Raw genomic sequence first — 19930 nt, forward strand, 5'->3', positions numbered from 1 at the left:
ACGCACCGTACTTTGCAGACGGCCTGGCCGAAAACGTGGGCGACCAGATCCTGGCGCTTGTGACACATGCGGCCAACGTCTACTCGCACATCGTCGGCCCGGCCACCGCCTCGGGCAAGAACATCCTGCCGCGCGTGGCCGCCAAGCTGGACGTGGCGCAGCTGTCGGACATCACCAAGGTGGATTCGGCCGATACGTTCGAGCGTCCGATCTACGCAGGCAACGCGATTGCCACGGTGAAGTCGGCCGACAAGATCAAGGTGATCACTGTGCGTGGCACGGCGTTCGATCCGGCTGCCACCGAAGGTGGTTCGGCTGCAGTGGAAACGCTGCCGGCCGTGGCCGACGCGGGCATCTCGCAATTCGTGTCGCGTGAAGTGACGAAGAGCGACCGTCCGGAACTGACCGCCGCCAAGATCATCGTCTCGGGTGGCCGTGGCGTGGGTTCGGGCGAGAACTACACCAAGGTGCTGACGCCGCTGGCCGACAAGCTGGGCGCCGCGCTGGGCGCTTCGCGCGCGGCAGTCGACGCCGGCTTCGTGCCGAACGACTACCAGGTGGGCCAGACCGGCAAGATCGTGGCACCGCAGCTGTATATCGCCGTGGGTATCTCGGGCGCGATCCAGCATCTGGCTGGCATGAAGGATTCCAAGGTGATCGTCGCGATCAACAAGGACGCTGAAGCCCCGATCTTCTCGGTGGCGGACTACGGCCTGGTGGGTGACCTGAATACCGTGATCCCCGAGCTGGTGGGCGCACTGTAAGTACCTTGATCTCGCTGCCCCTGGATCCGCGGGTGGCGCGTTGTTGAACCCGATCTTTCATGAGGTGCCCATGCGTGGAGCCTGTACCAAGCCCAAGATGTCTACGGTGGTCGTGTTTGGCGCGAACAACTACATTGGACGCCCCCTTGCCCGATACGTGGCAGACAATGCGCCAGATGTCCATCTTCGTCTCGTGGTTCGAAACAATGAGCACCGTGCGGGATTGGAGCGCGACTTCCCGGCCGCCGAAGTGGTGCTAGCCGACTATTACGATCTTTCATCACTGGAGACGGCATTACATAAGGCGAGCGGCGTCTTTGTTGTCACGCCAAACTTCTGCGATGAAGAAAGGGCAATGACGAATCTTGTCTACGCTGCCCGGCAGAATAGGGATCTGGTACAGATTGTCCGACTCCTGGGGGATCCTCCTGGAATGACGCTCGATGAAGTACCGGATAGTCTCAAGAGGTTCGGTGGTGGAGCGGCGGTTCAACATTTGCGCGCCAAATCCGTCCTGGACCGTAGCGGGTTGCCCATCACGTATCTGAACGTTGCCGCCTACTTCATGCAGAACCTGGCGAGCCCCTTGATGAATTCACCACTGCGCCATGCACGCAGTCTGATTGTGCCGAAGAACCGCCGCATGGCATGGATCGACACACGTGACATTGGTGCTTGTGGCGCCGCGCTGCTGCTTTCGAATAACCAGCGGCATATCCGGAAGACTTATCACCTCGACAACGGGTTCGATGTGCTCTGGTTCGACGAGCTCGCAGGACTCATGAGCGAAGTTTGGGAAACGCCCATTCGCTACGACGGGAGTGACGAGGCGTTTCTTGACGTCGCTGCCGATCTGGTGCCCAGGCATGACTTCGGCGCTTACTTCCTGGCCTACAGCCAGTTCGAGCAAGACAACGAGACCCTTTGGAGGAAGAGTGATATCGTCGAGTATCTGACCGGAAGGCCAGCGACGAGACTTCGGGATTGGCTGTTGGAGCACAAGGAGACTGTACTCGGATCACCCTCTCACTGATTTCATCAACTGGCATTCCGATCAAACAGGCGCGTTCCCGATGGCAGGCAACGCGCCTTTTTGTTTTACAAAGCACCTCGCAAACTGTGAGGTCATCTCCGCCTGATCGCGCAAGGCCAAGCCGCTCAGTGTCCCGCCCTAAATGGGGTGTCCGAACATGCCAGGTTTGGCGTTTCGGATAATAAACTTGACCGATTCGGTCATCGCCGTCCTCTGTAGAGAACTCTAAGCTATCCCCACGCTGCGCTCCACCATGTGACGACGCAGAGATAGCGAGAAAGAGGAGACAACATGAGTCAGATTGAGGCAGCGACGCTTGAGTTAATGGTCGCTCGACGAGCGCGTGAGGCGGAAGGCATCGATTCGTTCGAGCTTGTGCACCCGGAGGGAGCGTCCTTGCCCTCATTCACTGCCGGTGCCCATATTGTTGTGGATATCTTGCCTGGTCTCTCCAGAGCCTACTCATTGTGTAACGATCCGGTCGAACGTCACCGGTATCTCATTGCGGTGCTCCTCAGCGACGATTCGCGAGGCGGTTCTGCAGCGATGCACGAGACCCTCGTACCTGGCCGATTGATCAGAGTCAGCGTGCCGCGTAACGAGTTCGAGTTGGTGCGTAGCGCTGTGCGAAGCCTGCTTGTCGCCGGAGGAATCGGGATTACGCCCATTCTCGCAATGGCCGAGGCGCAGGCCACCGCCGGCGCTGAGTTTGAACTGCACTACTGCTCGCGGCGGGCGGAAAAGACGGCTTTTCTGTCGCGGATTCATGGCTCGCGTTTCTCGGCACGATCGCACATCTACCACGATTCCGGGCCGGAAGCTCTGCAGTTTGACGCCAGGGAAGTGCTGACGGGAAGAGATGGCGACACCCACGTGTATGTCTGCGGTCCTGCGGGATTCATCGAGCACGTCTTGTCAACGGCCAGGGGCTTGGGCTGGGACGAGCACCGCCTCCATCGAGAGTTCTTTACCGCCCCCGTATCGGATGCCGATGAAGCACGTAGCGACAGTTCCTTCGACCTGGTCCTGGCGTCGAGCGGCAAGCGCGTGCATGTGCCGTGTGGGATGAGTGCAGCCGCGGCGTTGCTCGAAGCTGGCATCCCGCTCTCAATGTCCTGCGAGCAGGGCATCTGCGGAACTTGCGTGACGACGGTCCTGGATGGAACTCCGGATCATCGAGATCACTACTTGACCGAAGAAGACAGGGCGCGCAACGACTGCTTCATGCCGTGTTGCTCGCGGGCCCAGACGTCGGAGCTGTTGCTTGACCTTTGAATTTAACAGGAACGTTGAGGAGACAAGAATGACAATCTCAGACATCGATGCCGAGTTGGCGAGCCATGAACTCTATTCCAATCCGGAGCGTATGCATGAGGTGTTCGCGCAGGTGAGGCGCGAAGACCCTTTGCACTGGACATCCGCGCCGGGTCACCCTCCGTTCTGGGCGGTTACCAAGCAGGCGGATGTCATAGAAATCGGGAAGCATCCCGATATCTTTATTGCCTCACCGAAAAGCTTCCTGCTGAACGATGTGGAACTTCGCATCCGGAACGAAGAAACGGCGGCGACGAACGGCAAGCTCGTCAGGACGATGATCCACATGGATGATCCCGACCACAAGAAGTATAGAGGGCTGACGCAATCCTATTTCATGCCCGCGAATATCAAACGGCTCGACGCCGTGATTCAGGATAGGGCGCGTGCTCTGGTCGGGCGGCTACTCGACAAGAATGACGATTGCGAATTCTGCGGCGAGATTGCGGTCTGGTATCCACTGCAGATTGTGATGACGTTGCTGGCGGTTCCCGAAGCAGACCATGCGTACCTGCTCAGGCTGACGCAACAGTTCCTTGCGCCAAAGGATCCGACGCTCCGTCGAGACGATCCCGATGCAAGCGGCAAGGGAGCCGTGGCAAAGGAGTACTTCTCCTATTTCGGCAAGATGCTTGCTGAACGTCGGGCGGCACCTCTCAAGGAGGACCTGGGCTCGCTGATTGCACATGCGACAGTGGATGGACAGCCCCTGCCGTTGATGGAGGCGGTTTCCTACTACGTGATCCTTGCGACGGCCGGGCACGATACTACCAGCTCATCCATGTGCAGCGGGCTGTACTACCTGCTCCGTCAGCCAGGTGAGCTGGAGCGTCTGCGCGCACACCCGGAACTGATGCCTACGGCTATCGAGGAGATGTTCCGTCATGGTAGTCCGGTCAAGCACTTCGTACGGACCGCCACCAAGGATTTCGAGTTGCGTGGCAAGACGATTCGAGCCGGTGATGAAGTGGCATTGATCTATCACGCCGCGAACTTTGATGAGGAAGTCTTTGAGGAGCCTCTCAGCTTCCGTGTCGATCGCTCCCCTAACAAGCACGTGGGATTTGGCTTTGGCATACACGCGTGTCTCGGTCAGAACCTGGCGCGAGCCAGCATGCGTGCTTTCTTCACCGAACTGCTCGCGCGCACCAGCAGTATCGAACTCGTTGGTGAACCAGAGTTCATCGCCAGCAATCAGGTTGGTGGCATGAAGACCTTGAACATTCGAGCCAAGCCAATGGTGGATCCTCAATGCGTTCGCGAAGAGGCCGTAGCATGATCTCCCAACTCTTCACGATGACCATTGGTGGGCATGCGATTACGACGGAGGGCACGATCGACGTTGTCAACCCGGCTACCGGAGCGTCGTTTGCACGCGCGCCGGCCTGTCAAGGGGGTGAGCTTGATGCGGCGGTCCAGACGGCACGCGCGGCCCAGCCTGCCTGGGCCGCGTTGACATGGTCCGCACGCCAGGAGTTGCTAAGGAAAGTGGCTGCGGTCTATACGGCCAATCAGGAGGAGTTGGCTGCGCTCTTGACTCTGGAACAGGGCAAGCCGATCGGACGAGCCAGGACCGAGATCGCCAGTGCCGCCTACTGGTTCGCGGAAGTCGCCCAAATGACCCTTCCAGATACCGTGCTGCAGGACAGCAATCAGGCATACGTGGCGATACGTCGGGTTCCGATGGGCGTGGTAGGTGCGATGGTGCCGTGGAACTATCCAGTGGTGCTCGCGGCCTGGAAGATCGCACCGGCTTTGCTGACCGGAAACACACTGGTCCTGAAGCCATCGCCGTTTACGCCACTCGTGACGCTGCGCCTTGGAGAGCTTCTGCGCGACGTACTGCCTCCCGGCGTACTCAACGTAATTAGCGGAGGCGATGAACTGGGCCCGCTGATGTCGGAGCACAGCGGGTTTGACAAGCTTTCGTTCACGGGATCGACTGCGACGGGAAAGCGGGTCATGGAGAGCGCAGCGGGAACGCTCAAGCGTCTTACGCTGGAACTCGGCGGTAACGACGCGGCGATCGTGATGCCGGATGTCGATGTCGAGGCCGTGGCCGAGAAGCTGTTCTGGGGTGCGTTCGTCAATAGCGGGCAGATCTGCATCGCTGCCAAGCGCGTCTTCATTCACGAGTCAATCTACGACCGCATGGCCCAGGCCTTCGTAAGACTTGCGCAGAAGACTTCAATGGGGCCCGGAAACCGTGAAGGTGTCGAGCTTGGCCCAGTGCAGAACTATCGCCAGTTTGAGCGGCTTCGCGCATTGCTCCAGGACTGCAAGGACCAAGGGCATACGTTACTGACGGGGGGAGATATTCCAGACGGCCCCGGCTATTTCTTCCCGGTCACCTTGGTCGACAACCCCCCTGACGACGCAAGAATCGTCATGGAGGAGCCCTTTGGTCCGATTCTGCCGCTGTTGAAATTCCGCACTGTCGAAGAGGTCGTGGCACGCGCCAATAAGTCGGAGTACGGGCTCGCCGGGTCCATCTGGTGTCGTGATGAGGACCTGGCGATGCGCATCGCAAAGCAGTTGCAGACAGGGACGGTCTGGATCAACCAGATCCAGGCCGTTACGCCGCATACGCCAATGGCAGGGCACAAGCAATCCGGCATTGGCGTTGAGAACGGAGTGGAAGGCCTTGCGAGCTACACCGTGCCGCAGACCATCGCGACGCGGCGTGCGGACTAACGCGCCGGCGAATCACAACACTTTCAAAGGAGACCAGAGTGAAACTCGACAATAAAGTGGTTCTGGTAACTGGCGCAGCCAGCGGCATCGGTCGTCAAACCAGCAAAGCGCTTGCAGCGGCCGGCGCGCGAGTCTATGTAGCCGATATCAACGAAGCGGGCGCGGAGCAGACTGCGGCGGACATCCGGGCCACGGGCGGCGTCGCTGAGAGCGTGGTTCATGATGTCACCGACGAGGGGTCGTGGCGAGACGTTGTAAAGCACATCGAAACCGAGGCCGGTCGGCTCGATGGCCTGGTCAACAGTGCCGGACTCATGGTGGTGCGGCCGTTTGCCGAGACCGATTTCGCTCTGTACCGCCGCCAGCAAGCGGTCAACGTCGATAGCGTGTGGCTAGGCTGCCAGGCTGCGTTCCCATTGCTGGCCACGACTGCGGGCAAGTTCGGGGGCGCGTCGATCGTTAACTTGTCGTCCATACTGGGACAGAAGGGCGGTAGCATGCATGCGGCCTACTGTACTTCCAAAGGGGCGGTCCGGCTGATGAGCAAGGCCTTGGCCGTGGAGTTCGGGAAGTCGAAAATTCGGGTCAACTCTGTTCACCCCGGCCTGGTGGAGACCCCGCTCGGCATCGGTTCCATGCAAGACATGATGACTCATGGGGTGCCATTCCCTTCCCTCGATGCGGCCACCGATATGGTGGCCCATCGGACACCACTTGGCAGGTGGGCTCAGCCGGAGGACGTTGCCAATGTCATCACGTTTCTTTGCGCCGATGAGTCGAAGTTTGTATCAGGGACCGAGTTGACGGTTGATGGGGGCTACAGCGCAGCCTAAGTGCCAGGCTCATGGTCTTGGCGCCGGTACTGGACCGGTGTCAGGCCAGTCGATCGCCTGAATGCGCGATGGAAGGCGCTAGGCTCAGAGAATCCCAGTCGATGGCCAATTTCCGCGACACTTAACCGGGATTGGTCCAACAGCCTTACCGCAGCATCTCGCCGCATCGAATCGACGATGGCACGGTAGCTTTGTCCTTCGTGGAACAGGCGGCGGCGCAGCGTCTTGCCCGTCAATCCCATCGTTGAGGCTATTTCGTCCAGTGCAGGAAGGTGGGCGATATCCCAATGGCCCAGGCGCTTGCGCACCTGAAGAGCTAGCGGCAGGTCTTCGCTGTATGGCGCCATCCTTCGTATCGGCCATAGCAGAAGAAACGAACGAAGCCCCTTGATGTCCGTTACGACTGGCTCGTCAAGATAGGCGGCGTCGAACACGATTCGGCTTACGTCGGCGATGCATACCGGGGCCTGGAAAAGGACATCTGCTGGCGCGAAACTGGGGAAAGAGGGCGGCAGGGCGACCTCATGCACCGCGATCGGGCGTTGGACCATCCATGACATCAACCCGATCGCGCCGTAGAGCATCACCAGATGACCTGTGCTTCGATAGGTTCCTGCCGGCGTGTGGTCGACAACTTCAAGATGGGCCTGGCTTCCCGATATGCGCAGTCGCAGGGCGAAATCGTCAAATGCGAGACGGTACAGGCTACAGCCGAGCCGGAGCGCGTCCCCAAGGTTCGTCGTTTGCAGCATCTGGCGCACAATGAGCGAGAAAGTGCCCGGGCGGACTGGTCGTTGGCATAGCGACATCATTTCGTCGCGTAGTGCCCTTCGCAAACGACGAAGAACGCGTCCGAACTGGATCATCGTTACGGTGTGGTCGATTGCAGCGACGTGCGAGGCTGGAAGTCCCTCTCTGCGCAGCAACTCGTCAATGTCATGCCCCTTCGCACGGGCTGGATGCAGCAAAAGCAGTAGATAGCAAAGGGAAATGCTCTCGCTTGCCGACCTTGCCGGGCTATCGGCCGCCACCTTTTTTGGGGTCATGAGGATCAGTATGGAGCCAAGGGCAGCGGTGCCAGGGATAGGGTGCCAAGGATAGTGCCGCGGGTAGGGTGGATCTTCCAGTCAACGTTCTGGTAAGCCCACCCAGCGCGGTTCGTGCGCGTTATCGGCGGACCGGAAGGCCAACGAAGTTTGCGGGAACACGGTTGGCATTGGCTTTTGCTGCCTCCAGCACTTGCTCGCCAGGGTTCATGCCGGCGATCCATAGCGCGACCTGGTCCAGTGTATCTACGGTGCTATGGTCTCGCCCATAGGTGATGAGCCGTTTGGTTCCCGAAACCGCCAGCGGCGCCTTTGATGCGATTTGCCGGGCGATGTCCATGGCGCCCTCCAGGAGCGAGGCATGGTCAGCGTAAACCTCGTTCACCAGACCGCGATGGTGTGCCTCAGCGGCTTCCATGCGGCGTCCGGTGTATGCGAGTTCCCGAACCACACCCTCTGGCAGGAATCGGGTCAGCCGCGGAAGTGTTCCCATGTCCGCCGGCATTCCCACATTGATTTCATAGATCGAGAAGAACGCGTCGCGCGTGGCATAACGGATGCAGCAGGCCGCCAACAGGTCCAGTCCGCCCCCGATACAGCCGCCTTGAACAGCGGCGATAACGGGTATCCGGCATTGTTCAAGCGCGCTGAAGCTTCTTTGGAAAGCTACGATTCCTTCATAGCGCGCCAGGGGACCCTGTATGCGGGCGTGGCGTTCCGCGTCCGGACCGTCCGTGTGCGGCTTGAACGACCCAAACATCGAGGTGTCGATGCCGCTGCTGAAGTACGTGCCCGTCGACGAGATAACGAGCGCGCGTGCTTGAGCCTCGTTGTCCAAGGCTTGAATCGCCTGGGGCAGTTCGGTCCAGAAGGCGCGCGAGAGTGCATTGCGTTTCTCCGGGCGATTAAGGACCAGATGGGCAATCTGGTCGTTGACGGTAAGGTCGAATGATTCCCAGGTCATGGAAGACTCTCCTTTACGCGAAGCGTTCATTCCGTTCCGCCTTCTCCAGGAGCAACTGTGGCGGGGTGAAACGCTCGCCATAGCGTTCCGCGAGCTCCGCGGAACGCTCTGCGAAGCGGCGCGGGCCAATCATGTTCACAAACTGGATGGCGCCACCAGTCCAGCGCGGGTACCCGATCCCGAAGACCGACCCGATATTGGCATCGCGCGCGGTTTCCACCACGCCTTCTTCCATGATTCGGATGGCTTCAAGCGCCTGAATATAGAGGATGCGGTCGCGCAGATCTTCCAGGGGTACGGAGACCCCCGGCTTGCCAAACTCCGCAACCAGGCCCGGCCAAAGATGCTTCGGGCCGTCCTTGGGGTACTCGTAATAGCCACCACCGCCCGCTCTGCCGGGGCGGTTGAGGCCTTCAGCCATGCGGGTGATCACGTCCCATCCGGGATGCTTTGCCATGACCTTGCCTTCGAGCGCGAGATCTGCTTCTGTCTGGCGTTTGACCGACAGGCTAAGCGCCATGGATGTCTCGTCCATGACGGCCAGCGGCCCTACGGGCATCCCGACACTCAATGCAGCATTCTCGATGACTGCAGGTGGGACGCCCTCGCCCAACATAGCGGCGCCTTCCTTGGTAAAGGTTCCGAAGACGCGGCTTGTAAAGAAGCCGCGGGAATCGTTCACAACGATCGGCGTCTTGCCAAGTTGCTTCACATAATCGATGGCGTGCGCCAGTGTTTGAGCTGACGTCCTCGTGCCTTTGATGATTTCCACCAGCGGCATGCGATCCACCGGTGAGAAGAAGTGCATGCCGATGAAGTTGTCCGGACGGGCACTGGCTTCCGCGAGGCCAGAGATCGGCAATGTGGAAGTGTTGGATGCGAACATGGCTGTCTCACCCAGATACTTTTCAGCCTCCTGGGTCACCGCGGCCTTGATCTCGCGTTTCTCAAAAACAGCTTCAATGACGAGGTCACAGCCGGAGAGTTCAGAGGCTTCGGCAGAGGCCAGAATGCGCTCCAGAATCTGGTCCCGCTCAGCCTCCGACAACGTGCCCTTGCTGACGCTCTTGTCGAGTAGCTTCGCCGAATAAGCCTTGCCTTTCTCGGCTTGCTCGATGGTTACGTCCTTGAGAACGGCCTGGATACCGCGCTTTGCGTTGACGTAGGCAATACCCGCGCCCATCATGCCAGCGCCAAGAATGCCTACCCGCTTGAACTTTGCGGGAGGGATGCCGGCGGGGCGCCCCTTGTCTGACTTGACCTCGTTCATCTGGAAGAAGAAGGTGCTGATCAGGTTCTTGGCCACCGGACCCGTGGCAAGTCCAACAAGGTAGCGGGTTTCGATTCGGCTTGCAGTATCGAAATCAACGGCGGCGCCTTCGGTGGCCGCGGAAAGAATCGCAAGCGGGGCCGGATAGCAACCACGCGTCTTCTTCATCAGCGCGACCGGGGCGGTGCGCAAGAAGGTCAACGACGCCGGCGCGAGTTCGGTGGCGCCAGGCAGGCGCCAGCCCTTGTTGTCCCATGGCTGACGGGATTCCGGGTTGGCGACGATCCATGCGCGAGCCTTGGCCATCAATTCGATGGCATCGTTGGCGAGCCCATTGACGAGCTTCAGTTCCAGGGCTCGCTCCGGGGAGAAGGATGTCCCGTCGACGAGCAGCGGCATTGCGGCTTCCAGGCCGAGCAGACGGACCAGGCGAACAATGCCGCCACCCCCCGGTAGCAGGCCAAGATTCGCCTCAGGCAAGCCGAGCAGGATCTTGGGATCGGCCAGTGCAAACCGGGCGTGACATGCCAGGCAGAGTTCGAAACCTCCGCCGAGTGCACTGCCGTTGATCGCAGCCACGATGGGTTTGCCCAGCAGCTCGATGCGTCGCATGGCAGCCTTCATGTCGGTCGCACGCTGATAGAGCGCCGCCTTGTCATCGGGGCCGACCGCCAGAAGACTGTTAAGGTCGCCGCCTGCAAAGAATGTGCTCTTCCCCGACGTAAGTACGACGCCCGAGATCTCGTCGCGTTCGGATTCCAGACGCTCCGCGATGGCAGCGAAGTCGGCACGAAACACCGCGTTCATGGTGTTGGCCGTCTGGCCGGGCATGTCGATGGTTAGCGTAACGATGCCGTCCTGGTCCTTTTGGTACTGGATGGAGCTCATGGTTCTTCCTCAGACGCGTTCGATAATGGTTGCAATGCCCATGCCGCCGGCAACGCAGAGTGTGATGAGGCCACGCTTCAAACCGCGTCGCTCAAGCTCGTCGAGCAACGTACCGACCAGCATGCCTCCGGTTGCACCCAGCGGGTGGCCCATCGCAATGGCACCGCCGTTGACATTCACTTTTTCAGGGTCGACCTGCATTTCGCTCATGAATCGCAACACGACAGACGAGAACGCTTCATTGATTTCGATAAGGTCGATGTCTTCGATGCGCAGGCCTGCCTTTTTCAAGGCAAGTCGGGTAGCCGGCGCTGGCCCTGCCAACATGATGGTGGGCTCGGCGCCCACGGCGGCAACAGAGACGACTCGCGCGCGAGGCGTCAATCCCAGTTCGCGGCCTTTGCGCTCGGATCCGACAAGCAACAAAGACGCTCCGTCCACGATGCCGGAGGAATTGCCACCGGTATGGACGTGGCGGACACGTTCGACTTCGGGATACTTCATTTGCGCAAGTGCGTCAAAACCGCCGATTTCTCCCATGGCCTGAAACGATGCCTTGAGCGCGCCGAGCTTTTCAAGTGTCGTGTCGGCGCGGATCAGCTCATCCTGCTCCAGGATGGTCAGTCCGTTCAGGTCTTTCACCGGTACGATGGAGCGCTTGAAGTACCCTTGGTCGCGAGCATGTCCAGCGCGTTGCTGTGACCGCAGCGCGTAGCGATCCACATCCTCGCGCGTGTGGCCGTCAAGCGTTGCCAGCAAGTCAGCCGCAACGCCGGTCGGTACCGGTTTGAGTTGGAACACCATGTCCGGCTTCGTATCACGCGGACCAGGTGCGCCACCCATGGAAACGCGGGACATGGATTCCACGCCGCCAGCGACGAGAAGGTCCTCCCACCCGGAACGAACCTTTGCGGCGGCGATGTTTATGGCCTCCAGTCCTGAGCCGCAGTATCGGTCGAGTTGAACGCCCGGAACCTGCCAGTCCCAGTTGGCGCGGAGGGCCGCGGTCTTTGCGATGCAACCGCTCTGCTCGCCGTAGGGCATCACGCAACCGATGAGTGCGTCTTCAACCTGCGCGGTATCAAGGTCGTGGCGACGCTGCAGTTCTTGCATGAGACCAGCAAGGAGGTCCACCGGGTTCACCTCATAGAGGCTGCCATCGATCCGTCCCTTACCACGCGGGGTGCGCAATGCATCGAAAATGTAGGCTTCGTTCATATTGTTCCTTCAGCGGCCGTGGTCAGGGGTTGATCAGCGCGGAGTCGTTGCGGTGAGCGCGTCGGGCGACGCGTCGCCGAGCGCGCTGCCACCATCGCAGTCGATGATGGCCCCGGTGATGAACCTGGCGTTATCGCTCGCCAGGAAGAGTGCGGTGTCGGCAATGTCTTGCAGTGATCCATAGTCACGAAGGGCGAGACGAGACTTGATCTGCTGCTCGCGCTCCGGCGACGCCGCCAGCTTTGCCATGCCCGTCGTGCCCGCAATAGGCCCCGGGGAAATGGCATTCACGCGAACCCCAGCCGGTCCCCATTCCATGGCGAGACACTTGATGGTCATGTTGATGCCCGCCTTGGCAGAATTGGCGTGAACCTGGAACACTGACGGATGAGTGCCACCGGGTGCGGTGATCGACATCAGTGACGCACCGGGCTTCTTCAGATAGTCGAAACTGGCGCGCAAGACATTGAAATTGCCAATCAGATCGATGTCGATAACGGTCTTGAAGCCGTTAGCCGAGAGCTGCGCGGCCGCCGCGTGAAAGTTCCCTGCTGCTCCGGACACGACGATGTCGATGGGCCCAAAACGTTCGACCGCTTCCCTGAAAACCGCCTCGACTGATTCATAGTTCCGCACGTCCGCTGCTCGCCCGAACGCTTGATGGCCAGCGTCGGTAATGGTCTTGGCTGCGGCAGTGATCCGCTCCTCGCTCCTGCTGAGGATGACGACATTCGCCCCGGCTTCGGCGAAGCGTTGTGCGATGCCAAGGTTGATGCCGCTGGAGGCGCCCGCTACGAGGGCAACCTTGCCCTCCAGGGCGCGCGGCAGAAAGATGTCTTGCGCTTGTCTCATGGATTTTTGCTCTCTGACTATCGCATCGTGATCGGCAATTCCGAACAATGGTCGAACCAAATGCTATGTGTTGCCGAAACGTTCAGTCAAGCAAATTCTAATGGTTGAACCTATAAACACGCTAAGCTAGGATTGCGGCAGAAGGAGACACGCGCCGACACGGCGATGACGAACTACAAAAGAGAGCGAGAGCGATGACTGAGCACCACAACCCGTCACCCTATTGGCCTAAAGGGCTGCCTTTCACCCAGTACGTCCCCCATCTGACGCTAACTCAGTGCCTTGAAGTGTCTGCGCTGAAATTTCCGGATAAACCCGCATATGTGGTCTATGGACACGAGATCACCTATGCCAACCTGCTTGCCCAAACTCAGCGGTTGGCGGCCTGGCTGCAGCAGCGTGCAGGCGTTCGGCGAGGTGAACGGGTACTTTTGAGCGCCCAATCGTCCGTGCAATTCGTCATTGCGTATCACGCAATTCTGCGTGCGGACGCCGTGGCGGTGCTGGCGAATCCCATGTGTAAAGGTGCCGAGCTTGCGCACCTCGCTGAGGACAGCGGCGCAAAGTACGTGATTGCCGGACAGGAAATGTGGCCTCAGTTGGAGGGACTTACCACCACGGGCGTCGATCAGGTTCTGCTCTTCGCGTATCGGGAAGCGCTGCCCGGGGCGAGCGATGGAGATGCGCCGGACTGGTTTGTCGACCCCCCTCGGTTGCCAACGCACCCGGCGGTTACCGGATGGACGGAGGCGCTATCCGGGGACCTGCTACCTTGGCCGGCCGAGGCCTCCCCCGATGATCTGTGCCTGATCGCCTATACATCTGGCACGACGGCACACCCTAAAGGATGCACTCACACGCACCGCTCGATCCTCACGGGCGCCGTCACCACGGGAAACTGGCGAGGTGACACGTCTGAAACCGTGATTCTGGGGGCCAGCCCGATGTTCCACATGCTTGGGCTGCAGTCCCTGGTGAATACATCGGTATATCTGGGCGCGACTTGCGTTCTGTTGCCACGCTGGGATGCAAGGAAGGCCGCTGAACTCATTCCTCGCTATCGCGTGAACCGTTGGGGCGCCACGCCGCCCATGTTGCTCGACTTGCTGGGGCAGCCCAGCATCAGCGAGCGTGCCTTCGACAGCCTGGTCTGTATCACCGGCGGCGGAGCTGCGCTGCCGGAAACCGTAAATCGGCGCTTGTCGCAAGAACTCGGCATCCATTACATCGAAGGCTATGGCATGACGGAAACGGCGGCCATGGTCATGGCAACACCGCCCCAACGACCAAAGCGACAGTGCCTGGGAATACCCACGGCAGGAGTCAGTGCGATGGTTGTCGACCCCGTGACGCTGGAGTCGTATGCAGACGGGTGTACCAAGGAAAGCGGGGAACTCTGGATTGCGGGCGATCAGATCAGTCCCGGCGGATACTGGAACAACGACGAGGCGAATCAGACTTCTTTCGTGATGCGCGACGGGAAGCGATGGTTGCGAACCGGAGACCTCGTGGTGCGTGATGCCGAGGGGTACTACTTTCTTGTGGATCGGCTGAAACGCATGATCAACGTCGGCGGGTACAAAGTCTGGCCGACCGAAGTCGAGTCGCTTCTGCATGGCCATCCTGCAATTCAGGAGGCTTGCGTAATTTCGGTGTCAGACCCCCGCCGGGGTGAGTCTGTCCGCGCTGTCGTCGTGTTGCGCGACGGCCATCAACTGACCGCCGAGGATCTCATCAGCTGGGCCAGAGCCAATATGGCTACCTACAAGTGTCCGCGCGAAGTGGTGTTCACGGATCGCCTTCTTCGCTCCCCAACCGGGAAAATCGATTGGCGCCGCATGCAGGAGCAAGCCAACGAAGTCAGTGCTCAAGCAAACTAGGAGGTGAGAACAATGGGAACGTCAGTCTGGAAGAATGATGAGCTGGAGATCTTGCGTGATAACGCGCGGCGGTTTTACGAAACTGAGCTGTTGCCCAACGAGGATCGATGGGCGAGGCAACAATGCGTCGATCGCGACGTCTGGTACAAAGCCGGTGAAGCAGGACTTCTTTGTGTAGGCATTCCGGAGGAGTATGGTGGCGGCGGAGGGAACTTCCTTCATGAGGCAGTCATCTTCGCGGAACAAGCGCGCACTCTCTGTCCGGGCCTCGGCAATTCCGTACACAGTGGCATTGTCGCCCACTACATCAGGAACTTCGCCTCGGAGGCGCAAAAGCAGCAGTGGCTACCGAAAATGGCGCGCGGGGAGCTGGTGGCAGCATTGGCAATTACAGAGCCAGCGGCGGGTTCCGACGTACAGAGCATTCGTACTCAGGCACGCAGGGACGGCGACCACTATGTCATCAATGGCGCGAAAACGTATATCACGAATGGTAGTACGGCCAACCTGATCTGCGTGGTTGTAAAAACAGACCCGAGTCAGGGCGCGCGGGGTATCTCGATCATTGTGGTCGAGACCGACAAGGTTGAAGGGTTCCGCCGCGGTCGTACGCTTTCCAAGGTGGGACTGCACTCTCAAGACACTGCCGAATTATTCTTCGACGAGGTCCGTGTCCCATGCGAGAACCTCCTGGGCGACCAGGAGGGACAAGGATTTAAACAGCTCATGAAGGAACTGAGTCGGGAGCGGGTCATTACAGCTTTCGTTTCGATGGCCTGCATGGAACGTGCGATCGAAGAAACGTTGAACTTCACGTCCACGAGGCAGGTGTTCGGGGTGAACCTTCTTTCGATGCAGAATACGAGGTTCAAGCTTGCAGAGTGTGAGACCAAGCTGACTCTGGCGAGGACGCTACTCGATCACTGTGCCAGCAAGCTGCTGGAAGGGGCGCTGGATGGGAGTACTGCCGCCATGGCCAAGTGGTGGGTGACCGATGCTTGCGGAGAAGTCGTGGACGATTGCGTGCAGTTGCACGGAGGCGCTGGTTACATGCTGGAGTATCCGGTTGCGCGTCTCTATCAGAACGTACGCATCCACAGGATCCTGGCAGGTACCAATGAGATCATGAAGGAACTCATTGCTCGCGATTTGGAGAAGCGGCTGCGGTGAGATCCGCTAGCGGGCCGTTGGGCGGAATGTCCCGGACCCGGCCGGCATCGATGGCCACGCCATGGATGCCGGCTTTGGATCTGCGGGCAAAGACTGGCGTGCAGATTACCTACCAGGTCGGGCTGGCTATACCAGTGCCGAAAGGCTCATCCCGTTTTCTCACCGCAGCCTTGAAGCCAAGAGATTTGACGTCATCGTCGAACTTCCGCTTGGCGTCAGTCAGGTGGGCCCGGGCATCCATCTCCGCGGCGAGCCGCTGGAGTACCGTGGCACCGCCAACTTCCAGAGCGAGGTTGACGATCCGCTTGTTGCAAGCCAGTAGCTCGGCGTCGAGGGAAGCGATGCTGGTGGCAAGGCGCATCACCTCGTCTTCCAGTTCAGGAGCGGGCACCGAAGCGAGCACCAATCCAAGCTTCGCGGCATCTTTCCCTAGCACGATATCGCCCGTGAGAAGCAGTCGCTTGGCCCACTGTGGACCAACGTTGTAGATCCACATATGGTTTGGCGGCGAGCCCATTGCCCGTGTGGCGGGGAACCCGATGCGGGCGGTGTCTGAAGCCACAATCATGTCGCAGTAGAGCGCCAGATCCGTGCCGCCGGCAACACAGTGCCCATGCACTTTGGCGATAACGGGCTTGTGAACATCAAAGGGCGTTCGCAGAAGCTCCTGCGTTCGCTCGAGCTTCCAGCAGTCGTCGTCGAACGTGGCGCTACCCGAGCGGTAGGGGTTCGATGCGGCTTTCCCCTCTGCTTCGTATCGCGCGTAGGAGCGTTTCATGTCATAGCCGGCGCAGAAATCTTCACCGGCACCCTCAACAACGATGACGCAGACCGAGCGCAGGTCGTCGGCTTCCAGAAGTGCTGCCCGGTACTCCACAAGCATCTCTTGAGAAAGAGCGTTGCGAGTAGCGGGGTTGCATAGCTGAACCCGTGCCACGCCGTTATCGACTGAAAACTTCACGAACTCATCCGAGTTGATCCACTTTCCCACCGTGTCTGTCTCCTGAACCTGTGAGTTATTAAAGTGCGCTGAGGCTGCTCTGGCTTCGCCTGACTACCGTCCAGAAGAGGTGACGGAAGAGGTGGTTCTGATCGTCCACCTTCTTCACCAGCGGCTGGATGACATCTGTCGGCCAGGTCATGGAGAGCTCGGTACCAACGGCCATGAGAAGGACTGAGCTTCGATAGTCGCCGTCGGACATGGAGTCAAGAACGGCGCATGACAACGCATGGTGTCGCTGCTGCAGGGTCATCGTCGACGATTCTCCGACGATGTCCCTGGTCAGACCGCGGAGGTCCTTCAGCAGAGAGGCCCTCGTGACTTTTGTCGCTTCGTTTGGAAGACCAATCTCGGATGCAAGGCGTCGCATTGCTTGCGCCGCTGAGGAACTGTCGGTTGTCATGCTGGGCCCCTTGAACCAGGTCGCCGTCCGGACATCACAAATACGCAAAGGATCTGTGTCGTACCACAACCGACCGACCATGTATTGACGCATCGTATCAGTGGTTCAACCAATATGAAAGCATCATTTCGCTGCGTCTGCAAGGCGCCTTGAAGCTTTTCATCCAATGTTGCTTGCGCATCGGGTTTTCCATAATTTCCTATGGTTCAACCAATGGTCTTTAATCCGTCCTTGCGTGGAAGGCGACCACATGCAAAGGCGCTTAAGCGCGTCCATGCACCTCAGCGAGACGTTTGATCTCGCGGGAATCCATGAAAAGAAATCGGAGGAGACAAGGTGAAGAGATTGTTGCTCGGTTTGACTGTTCTCGGACTGACCACCGGAGCAGGAAATGCCTATGCGAGCGTGACGTTGTACGGGGTGATCGACACCAACATCGAGTACGTCAACAAGCTTGGGACGACGTCTGGTGCCGCAGGCAGCGTAGTCCGGACGAGCACTGGCGGCTTTGCAAGCAACCGTTGGGGGATGCGTGGTGTAGAGGACCTCGGCGGAGGCCTGAGTGCGGTCTTCACGATTGAAAGCGGCTTCTCGAATGACACGGGGGCGCAGTTCAATGCCAGCAAGCTGTACGACCGGCAGACCTTCGTAGGCCTGACCAGCGCTCAGTTTGGCCAGATTACCCTGGGTCGCCAGTACGGTTCACTGTTCCGCGGGCTGGGCAACTACTCACCGACCGCCTACGCGCCGATGTACGAGCCTTTGAGCGTGATGACGGGCTCGAACCTGCGCAATGACAACAGTGTGAACTACGTTATCCAGAAGGGCGCGGTGACGGCGCGCGCGCATTGGAGCTTCGGCAATGGTGTGCTGGGTGCCGGCGAAACACCAGGACAGTTCCGGGCTAACGCCGGCTATGGCGCGGCGTTCGAGTACGCACCGGGGGATTTCGGCGTTGCGATCGCCTATGACCAGTTCTATCCGACCGCCACGGCGTTGGGGGATACCGGGGTTGGCAACTTCCGGAAAGCCGCCATTGCAGCGGGCTACAACTTTGGACCATTTCGCCTGTCCGGTGGCTACCGGTGGGGCCGTAACGAGTACTCGGACGGATCTGTGGCGCTTCGGGACGACTTCTACTGGCTTGGCTTGAATTACCAGGTCTTGCCGAAGGTCAACCTTATGCTGGCCTACTACTACGACAAGGTGCATGAAGTACGGTCGCAGTTTCGCGGGCCCGAGATTGATCGATACAGCCCCTATCAGGTCAGTTTCATGGCCAGTTATGACTTCTCGAAGCGGACGAACGTGTATCTGACTACCGCTTACGCCAAGAACGCAGGGCTGGCATTCAGCGGCCTCGCAACCACGTCCACGGGCGGTGCCTATCTGTTGGCCCCAGGCAAGACCAGCCAGGTTGGCGCGGCACTAGGTATCAGGCACATCTTCTAGGTCGTACTGCGGAATTCATGCTTTGGGCGTCGTTGTTTGACGCCCTTTTTTGCTTTGGGTGCGGCGCGGACGGTCGCGATAAGGAAAAAAGCAGTTGCATTGCTCCTGGAAGCAATGCAACTGCTTCGCAAGCTGGTCTTTTGAGGCGGTAACTACTCGATACGGATGGCGCTCGCTTCCTTGATGGCCAGCCACTCACTACGGGACTTTCGCATCAGCGCCGCGAACTGTTCTGGTGTAAGCGTCGGTGCGACTTCAAGGCCGTTTTCCAGCATCTGCCGCTGGAACTCAGGAGATTGCATGGCTGCAACCACCGCGGTGTGCAGCTTCTCGGCAATCGGTTTCGGCAAGCCAGACGGAGCAAAGATCCCTGCATAGGTCTCGGTCGTCATGCCGGGAATCCCGAGTTCGAGGAACGTTGGAATGTCCGGGAGCGCCTTCCAGCGTCGAGCACCCGATACGGCAAGATTGCGAATCCGACCGTCCTTGCCATACTGCAATGCCGTGGCGCTGGAGACCACTGCAGCATCCAGTCGACCGCCGATCAGGTCGGGAACAATCGGACTCTCGCCTTTGTAGGGAACGTGATTCAACCTGATGCCAGCGGCACGAGCAAACATCTCGCCGAAGTAGTGAGAGCTGGATGCGTGTCCCGTAGTCGCGAAGCTAAGGGGATCCCTGGACTTCTTCGCCAGGGCGATAAACTGCTCGAGAGTCGTTGCGGATTTCGGGGGGACGGCCCAGATAGCGGGAATCTCATACAGCCGCGCAATCGGAACGAATTCCTTCAACGGGTCATATCGAGCATTGGGAAGCAAGATGGGATTGCTTACCAGCGCGGTCATGTTGAAGAGAAGCGTGTAACCGTCGGCAGGCGCACGCGACGCAAGTTGGGTACCGATAAGGGAGTTTGCGCCGGGGCGATTATCAATGACTACCGGTTGACCGAGAGTCGCCTCAAGTCGCCTTGCCAAACTCCGGGCCACTGCGTCTGTCTGCCCGCCTGGAGGGAACGGCAGTATCAGAACTACAGGTTTGGTGGGCCACGGAGGAGCCTGTGCAAGGCTCTTCCCTGCAGCGAGTGAGGCGAGGACCGCCAGAGTCTGACGTCGCGTGATCATTTTGTCTCCTGCCAATCTGGTTTTATTG

17 protein-coding genes are annotated in these 19930 nt (G+C 59.4%); 9 read left to right on the forward strand and 8 right to left on the reverse strand.

Annotation, left to right across the window (positions count from 1 at the left end; genetic code table 11):
• The 6 genes from ACO550_RS35980 to ACO550_RS36005 all read left to right on the forward strand — a co-directional run.
• Positions 1–764, forward strand: a 764-nt coding sequence (locus tag ACO550_RS35980; protein ID WP_315597288.1) for an electron transfer flavoprotein subunit alpha/FixB family protein, incomplete at its 5' end; no start/stop codon positions are given.
• A gap of 43 nt (positions 765–807) precedes the next feature.
• On the forward strand, positions 808–1797 hold the full coding sequence (locus ACO550_RS35985; RefSeq protein WP_315597289.1) for an SDR family oxidoreductase: 990 nt from the start codon (positions 808–810) through the stop codon (positions 1795–1797).
• A gap of 291 nt (positions 1798–2088) precedes the next feature.
• Positions 2089–3072, forward strand: a complete 984-nt coding sequence (locus tag ACO550_RS35990) for a 2Fe-2S iron-sulfur cluster-binding protein (RefSeq protein ID WP_315597290.1) — start codon at positions 2089–2091, stop codon at positions 3070–3072.
• 28 nt (positions 3073–3100) lie between these two features.
• Entirely contained in the window at positions 3101–4390 is a 1290-nt protein-coding gene (locus tag ACO550_RS35995) for a cytochrome P450 (protein WP_315597291.1), read from the forward strand.
• Entirely contained in the window at positions 4387–5805 is a 1419-nt protein-coding gene (locus tag ACO550_RS36000; RefSeq protein ID WP_315597292.1) for an aldehyde dehydrogenase family protein, read from the forward strand. The genes ACO550_RS35995 and ACO550_RS36000 overlap by 4 nt, the downstream gene beginning before the upstream one ends.
• Before the next feature lie 38 nt (positions 5806–5843).
• Positions 5844–6638 carry a glucose 1-dehydrogenase gene (locus tag ACO550_RS36005; protein WP_315597293.1) on the forward strand — a complete coding sequence of 265 codons (795 nt, stop codon included), beginning with the start codon at positions 5844–5846 and terminating at the stop codon, positions 6636–6638.
• On the opposite strand, the gene ACO550_RS36010 is transcribed toward ACO550_RS36005, so the two are convergent.
• The 5 genes from ACO550_RS36010 to ACO550_RS36030 form a co-directional block, all read right to left on the reverse strand.
• On the reverse strand, positions 6635–7684 hold the full coding sequence (locus ACO550_RS36010) for a helix-turn-helix domain-containing protein (RefSeq protein WP_315597294.1): 1050 nt from the start codon (positions 7682–7684) through the stop codon (positions 6635–6637). The genes ACO550_RS36005 and ACO550_RS36010 overlap by 4 nt on opposite strands.
• 121 nt (positions 7685–7805) lie before the next feature.
• Positions 7806–8648, reverse strand: coding sequence for an enoyl-CoA hydratase-related protein (locus ACO550_RS36015; RefSeq protein WP_315597295.1), 843 nt, complete (start codon positions 8646–8648; stop codon positions 7806–7808).
• Positions 8649–8661: 13 nt separating this feature from the next.
• Positions 8662–10806, reverse strand: a complete 2145-nt coding sequence (locus tag ACO550_RS36020) for a 3-hydroxyacyl-CoA dehydrogenase NAD-binding domain-containing protein (RefSeq protein ID WP_315597296.1) — start codon at positions 10804–10806, stop codon at positions 8662–8664.
• 9 nt (positions 10807–10815) lie between these two features.
• Positions 10816–12024 (reverse strand): acetyl-CoA C-acetyltransferase, encoded by a 1209-nt coding sequence (locus ACO550_RS36025; RefSeq protein WP_315597297.1) that lies wholly within the window; start codon positions 12022–12024, stop codon positions 10816–10818.
• Between the two features lie 33 nt (positions 12025–12057).
• Positions 12058–12876 carry an SDR family oxidoreductase gene (locus tag ACO550_RS36030; RefSeq protein ID WP_315597298.1) on the reverse strand — a complete coding sequence of 273 codons (819 nt, stop codon included), beginning with the start codon at positions 12874–12876 and terminating at the stop codon, positions 12058–12060.
• Positions 12877–13070: 194 nt separating this feature from the next.
• On the opposite strand from ACO550_RS36030, the gene ACO550_RS36035 reads away from it, so the two are divergent.
• Both ACO550_RS36035 and ACO550_RS36040 read left to right on the forward strand, forming a co-directional pair.
• A complete protein-coding gene (locus tag ACO550_RS36035) occupies positions 13071–14756 on the forward strand; it encodes an AMP-binding protein (RefSeq protein WP_315597299.1) in 1686 nt (561 codons plus the stop codon).
• 12 nt (positions 14757–14768) lie between these two features.
• Positions 14769–15926: an acyl-CoA dehydrogenase family protein gene (locus tag ACO550_RS36040; protein WP_315597300.1), complete on the forward strand. Its 1158-nt coding sequence runs from the start codon at positions 14769–14771 to the stop codon at positions 15924–15926.
• Between the two features lie 109 nt (positions 15927–16035).
• Here ACO550_RS36040 and ACO550_RS36045 read toward each other — a convergent pair whose 3' ends face one another.
• Both ACO550_RS36045 and ACO550_RS36050 read right to left on the reverse strand, forming a co-directional pair.
• The gene (locus ACO550_RS36045; RefSeq protein ID WP_315597301.1) at positions 16036–16917 is read right to left on the reverse strand and encodes a crotonase/enoyl-CoA hydratase family protein; all 882 of its coding nucleotides are present in this window, start codon (positions 16915–16917) and stop codon (positions 16036–16038) included.
• Between the two features lie 28 nt (positions 16918–16945).
• Complete coding sequence (locus ACO550_RS36050; protein ID WP_315597302.1) at positions 16946–17329, reverse strand: hypothetical protein; 384 nt, start codon at positions 17327–17329, stop codon at positions 16946–16948.
• A gap of 336 nt (positions 17330–17665) precedes the next feature.
• Here ACO550_RS36050 and ACO550_RS36055 point away from each other — a divergent pair, with 336 nt between their 5' ends.
• On the forward strand, positions 17666–18781 hold the full coding sequence (locus ACO550_RS36055; RefSeq protein ID WP_315597303.1) for a porin: 1116 nt from the start codon (positions 17666–17668) through the stop codon (positions 18779–18781).
• Positions 18782–18933: 152 nt separating this feature from the next.
• Here the strand turns inward: ACO550_RS36055 and ACO550_RS36060 are convergent, their stop codons facing one another.
• Positions 18934–19902: a tripartite tricarboxylate transporter substrate-binding protein gene (locus tag ACO550_RS36060; RefSeq protein ID WP_315597304.1), complete on the reverse strand. Its 969-nt coding sequence runs from the start codon at positions 19900–19902 to the stop codon at positions 18934–18936.
• Between the last annotated feature and the right edge of the window lie 28 nt (positions 19903–19930).

The sequence above is a fragment of the Cupriavidus sp. genome, from assembly GCF_057315035.1.

What these genes read in the sequence shown, in the direction of transcription:
- ACO550_RS35990 (WP_315597290.1), top strand. Translation starts at nt 2,089, where the DNA reads ATGAGTCAGATTGAGGCAGCGACGCTTGAGTTAATGGTCGCTCGACGA.
- ACO550_RS35995 (WP_315597291.1), top strand. Translation starts at nt 3,101, where the DNA reads ATGACAATCTCAGACATCGATGCCGAGTTGGCGAGCCATGAACTCTAT.
- ACO550_RS36000 (WP_315597292.1), top strand. Translation starts at nt 4,387, where the DNA reads ATGATCTCCCAACTCTTCACGATGACCATTGGTGGGCATGCGATTACG.
- ACO550_RS36010 (WP_315597294.1), bottom strand. Translation starts at nt 7,684, where the DNA reads ATGACCCCAAAAAAGGTGGCGGCCGATAGCCCGGCAAGGTCGGCAAGC.
- ACO550_RS36015 (WP_315597295.1), bottom strand. Translation starts at nt 8,648, where the DNA reads ATGACCTGGGAATCATTCGACCTTACCGTCAACGACCAGATTGCCCAT.
- ACO550_RS36020 (WP_315597296.1), bottom strand. Translation starts at nt 10,806, where the DNA reads ATGAGCTCCATCCAGTACCAAAAGGACCAGGACGGCATCGTTACGCTA.
- ACO550_RS36025 (WP_315597297.1), bottom strand. Translation starts at nt 12,024, where the DNA reads ATGAACGAAGCCTACATTTTCGATGCATTGCGCACCCCGCGTGGTAAG.
- ACO550_RS36030 (WP_315597298.1), bottom strand. Translation starts at nt 12,876, where the DNA reads ATGAGACAAGCGCAAGACATCTTTCTGCCGCGCGCCCTGGAGGGCAAG.
- ACO550_RS36035 (WP_315597299.1), top strand. Translation starts at nt 13,071, where the DNA reads ATGACTGAGCACCACAACCCGTCACCCTATTGGCCTAAAGGGCTGCCT.
- ACO550_RS36040 (WP_315597300.1), top strand. Translation starts at nt 14,769, where the DNA reads ATGGGAACGTCAGTCTGGAAGAATGATGAGCTGGAGATCTTGCGTGAT.
- ACO550_RS36050 (WP_315597302.1), bottom strand. Translation starts at nt 17,329, where the DNA reads ATGACAACCGACAGTTCCTCAGCGGCGCAAGCAATGCGACGCCTTGCA.
- ACO550_RS36060 (WP_315597304.1), bottom strand. Translation starts at nt 19,902, where the DNA reads ATGATCACGCGACGTCAGACTCTGGCGGTCCTCGCCTCACTCGCTGCA.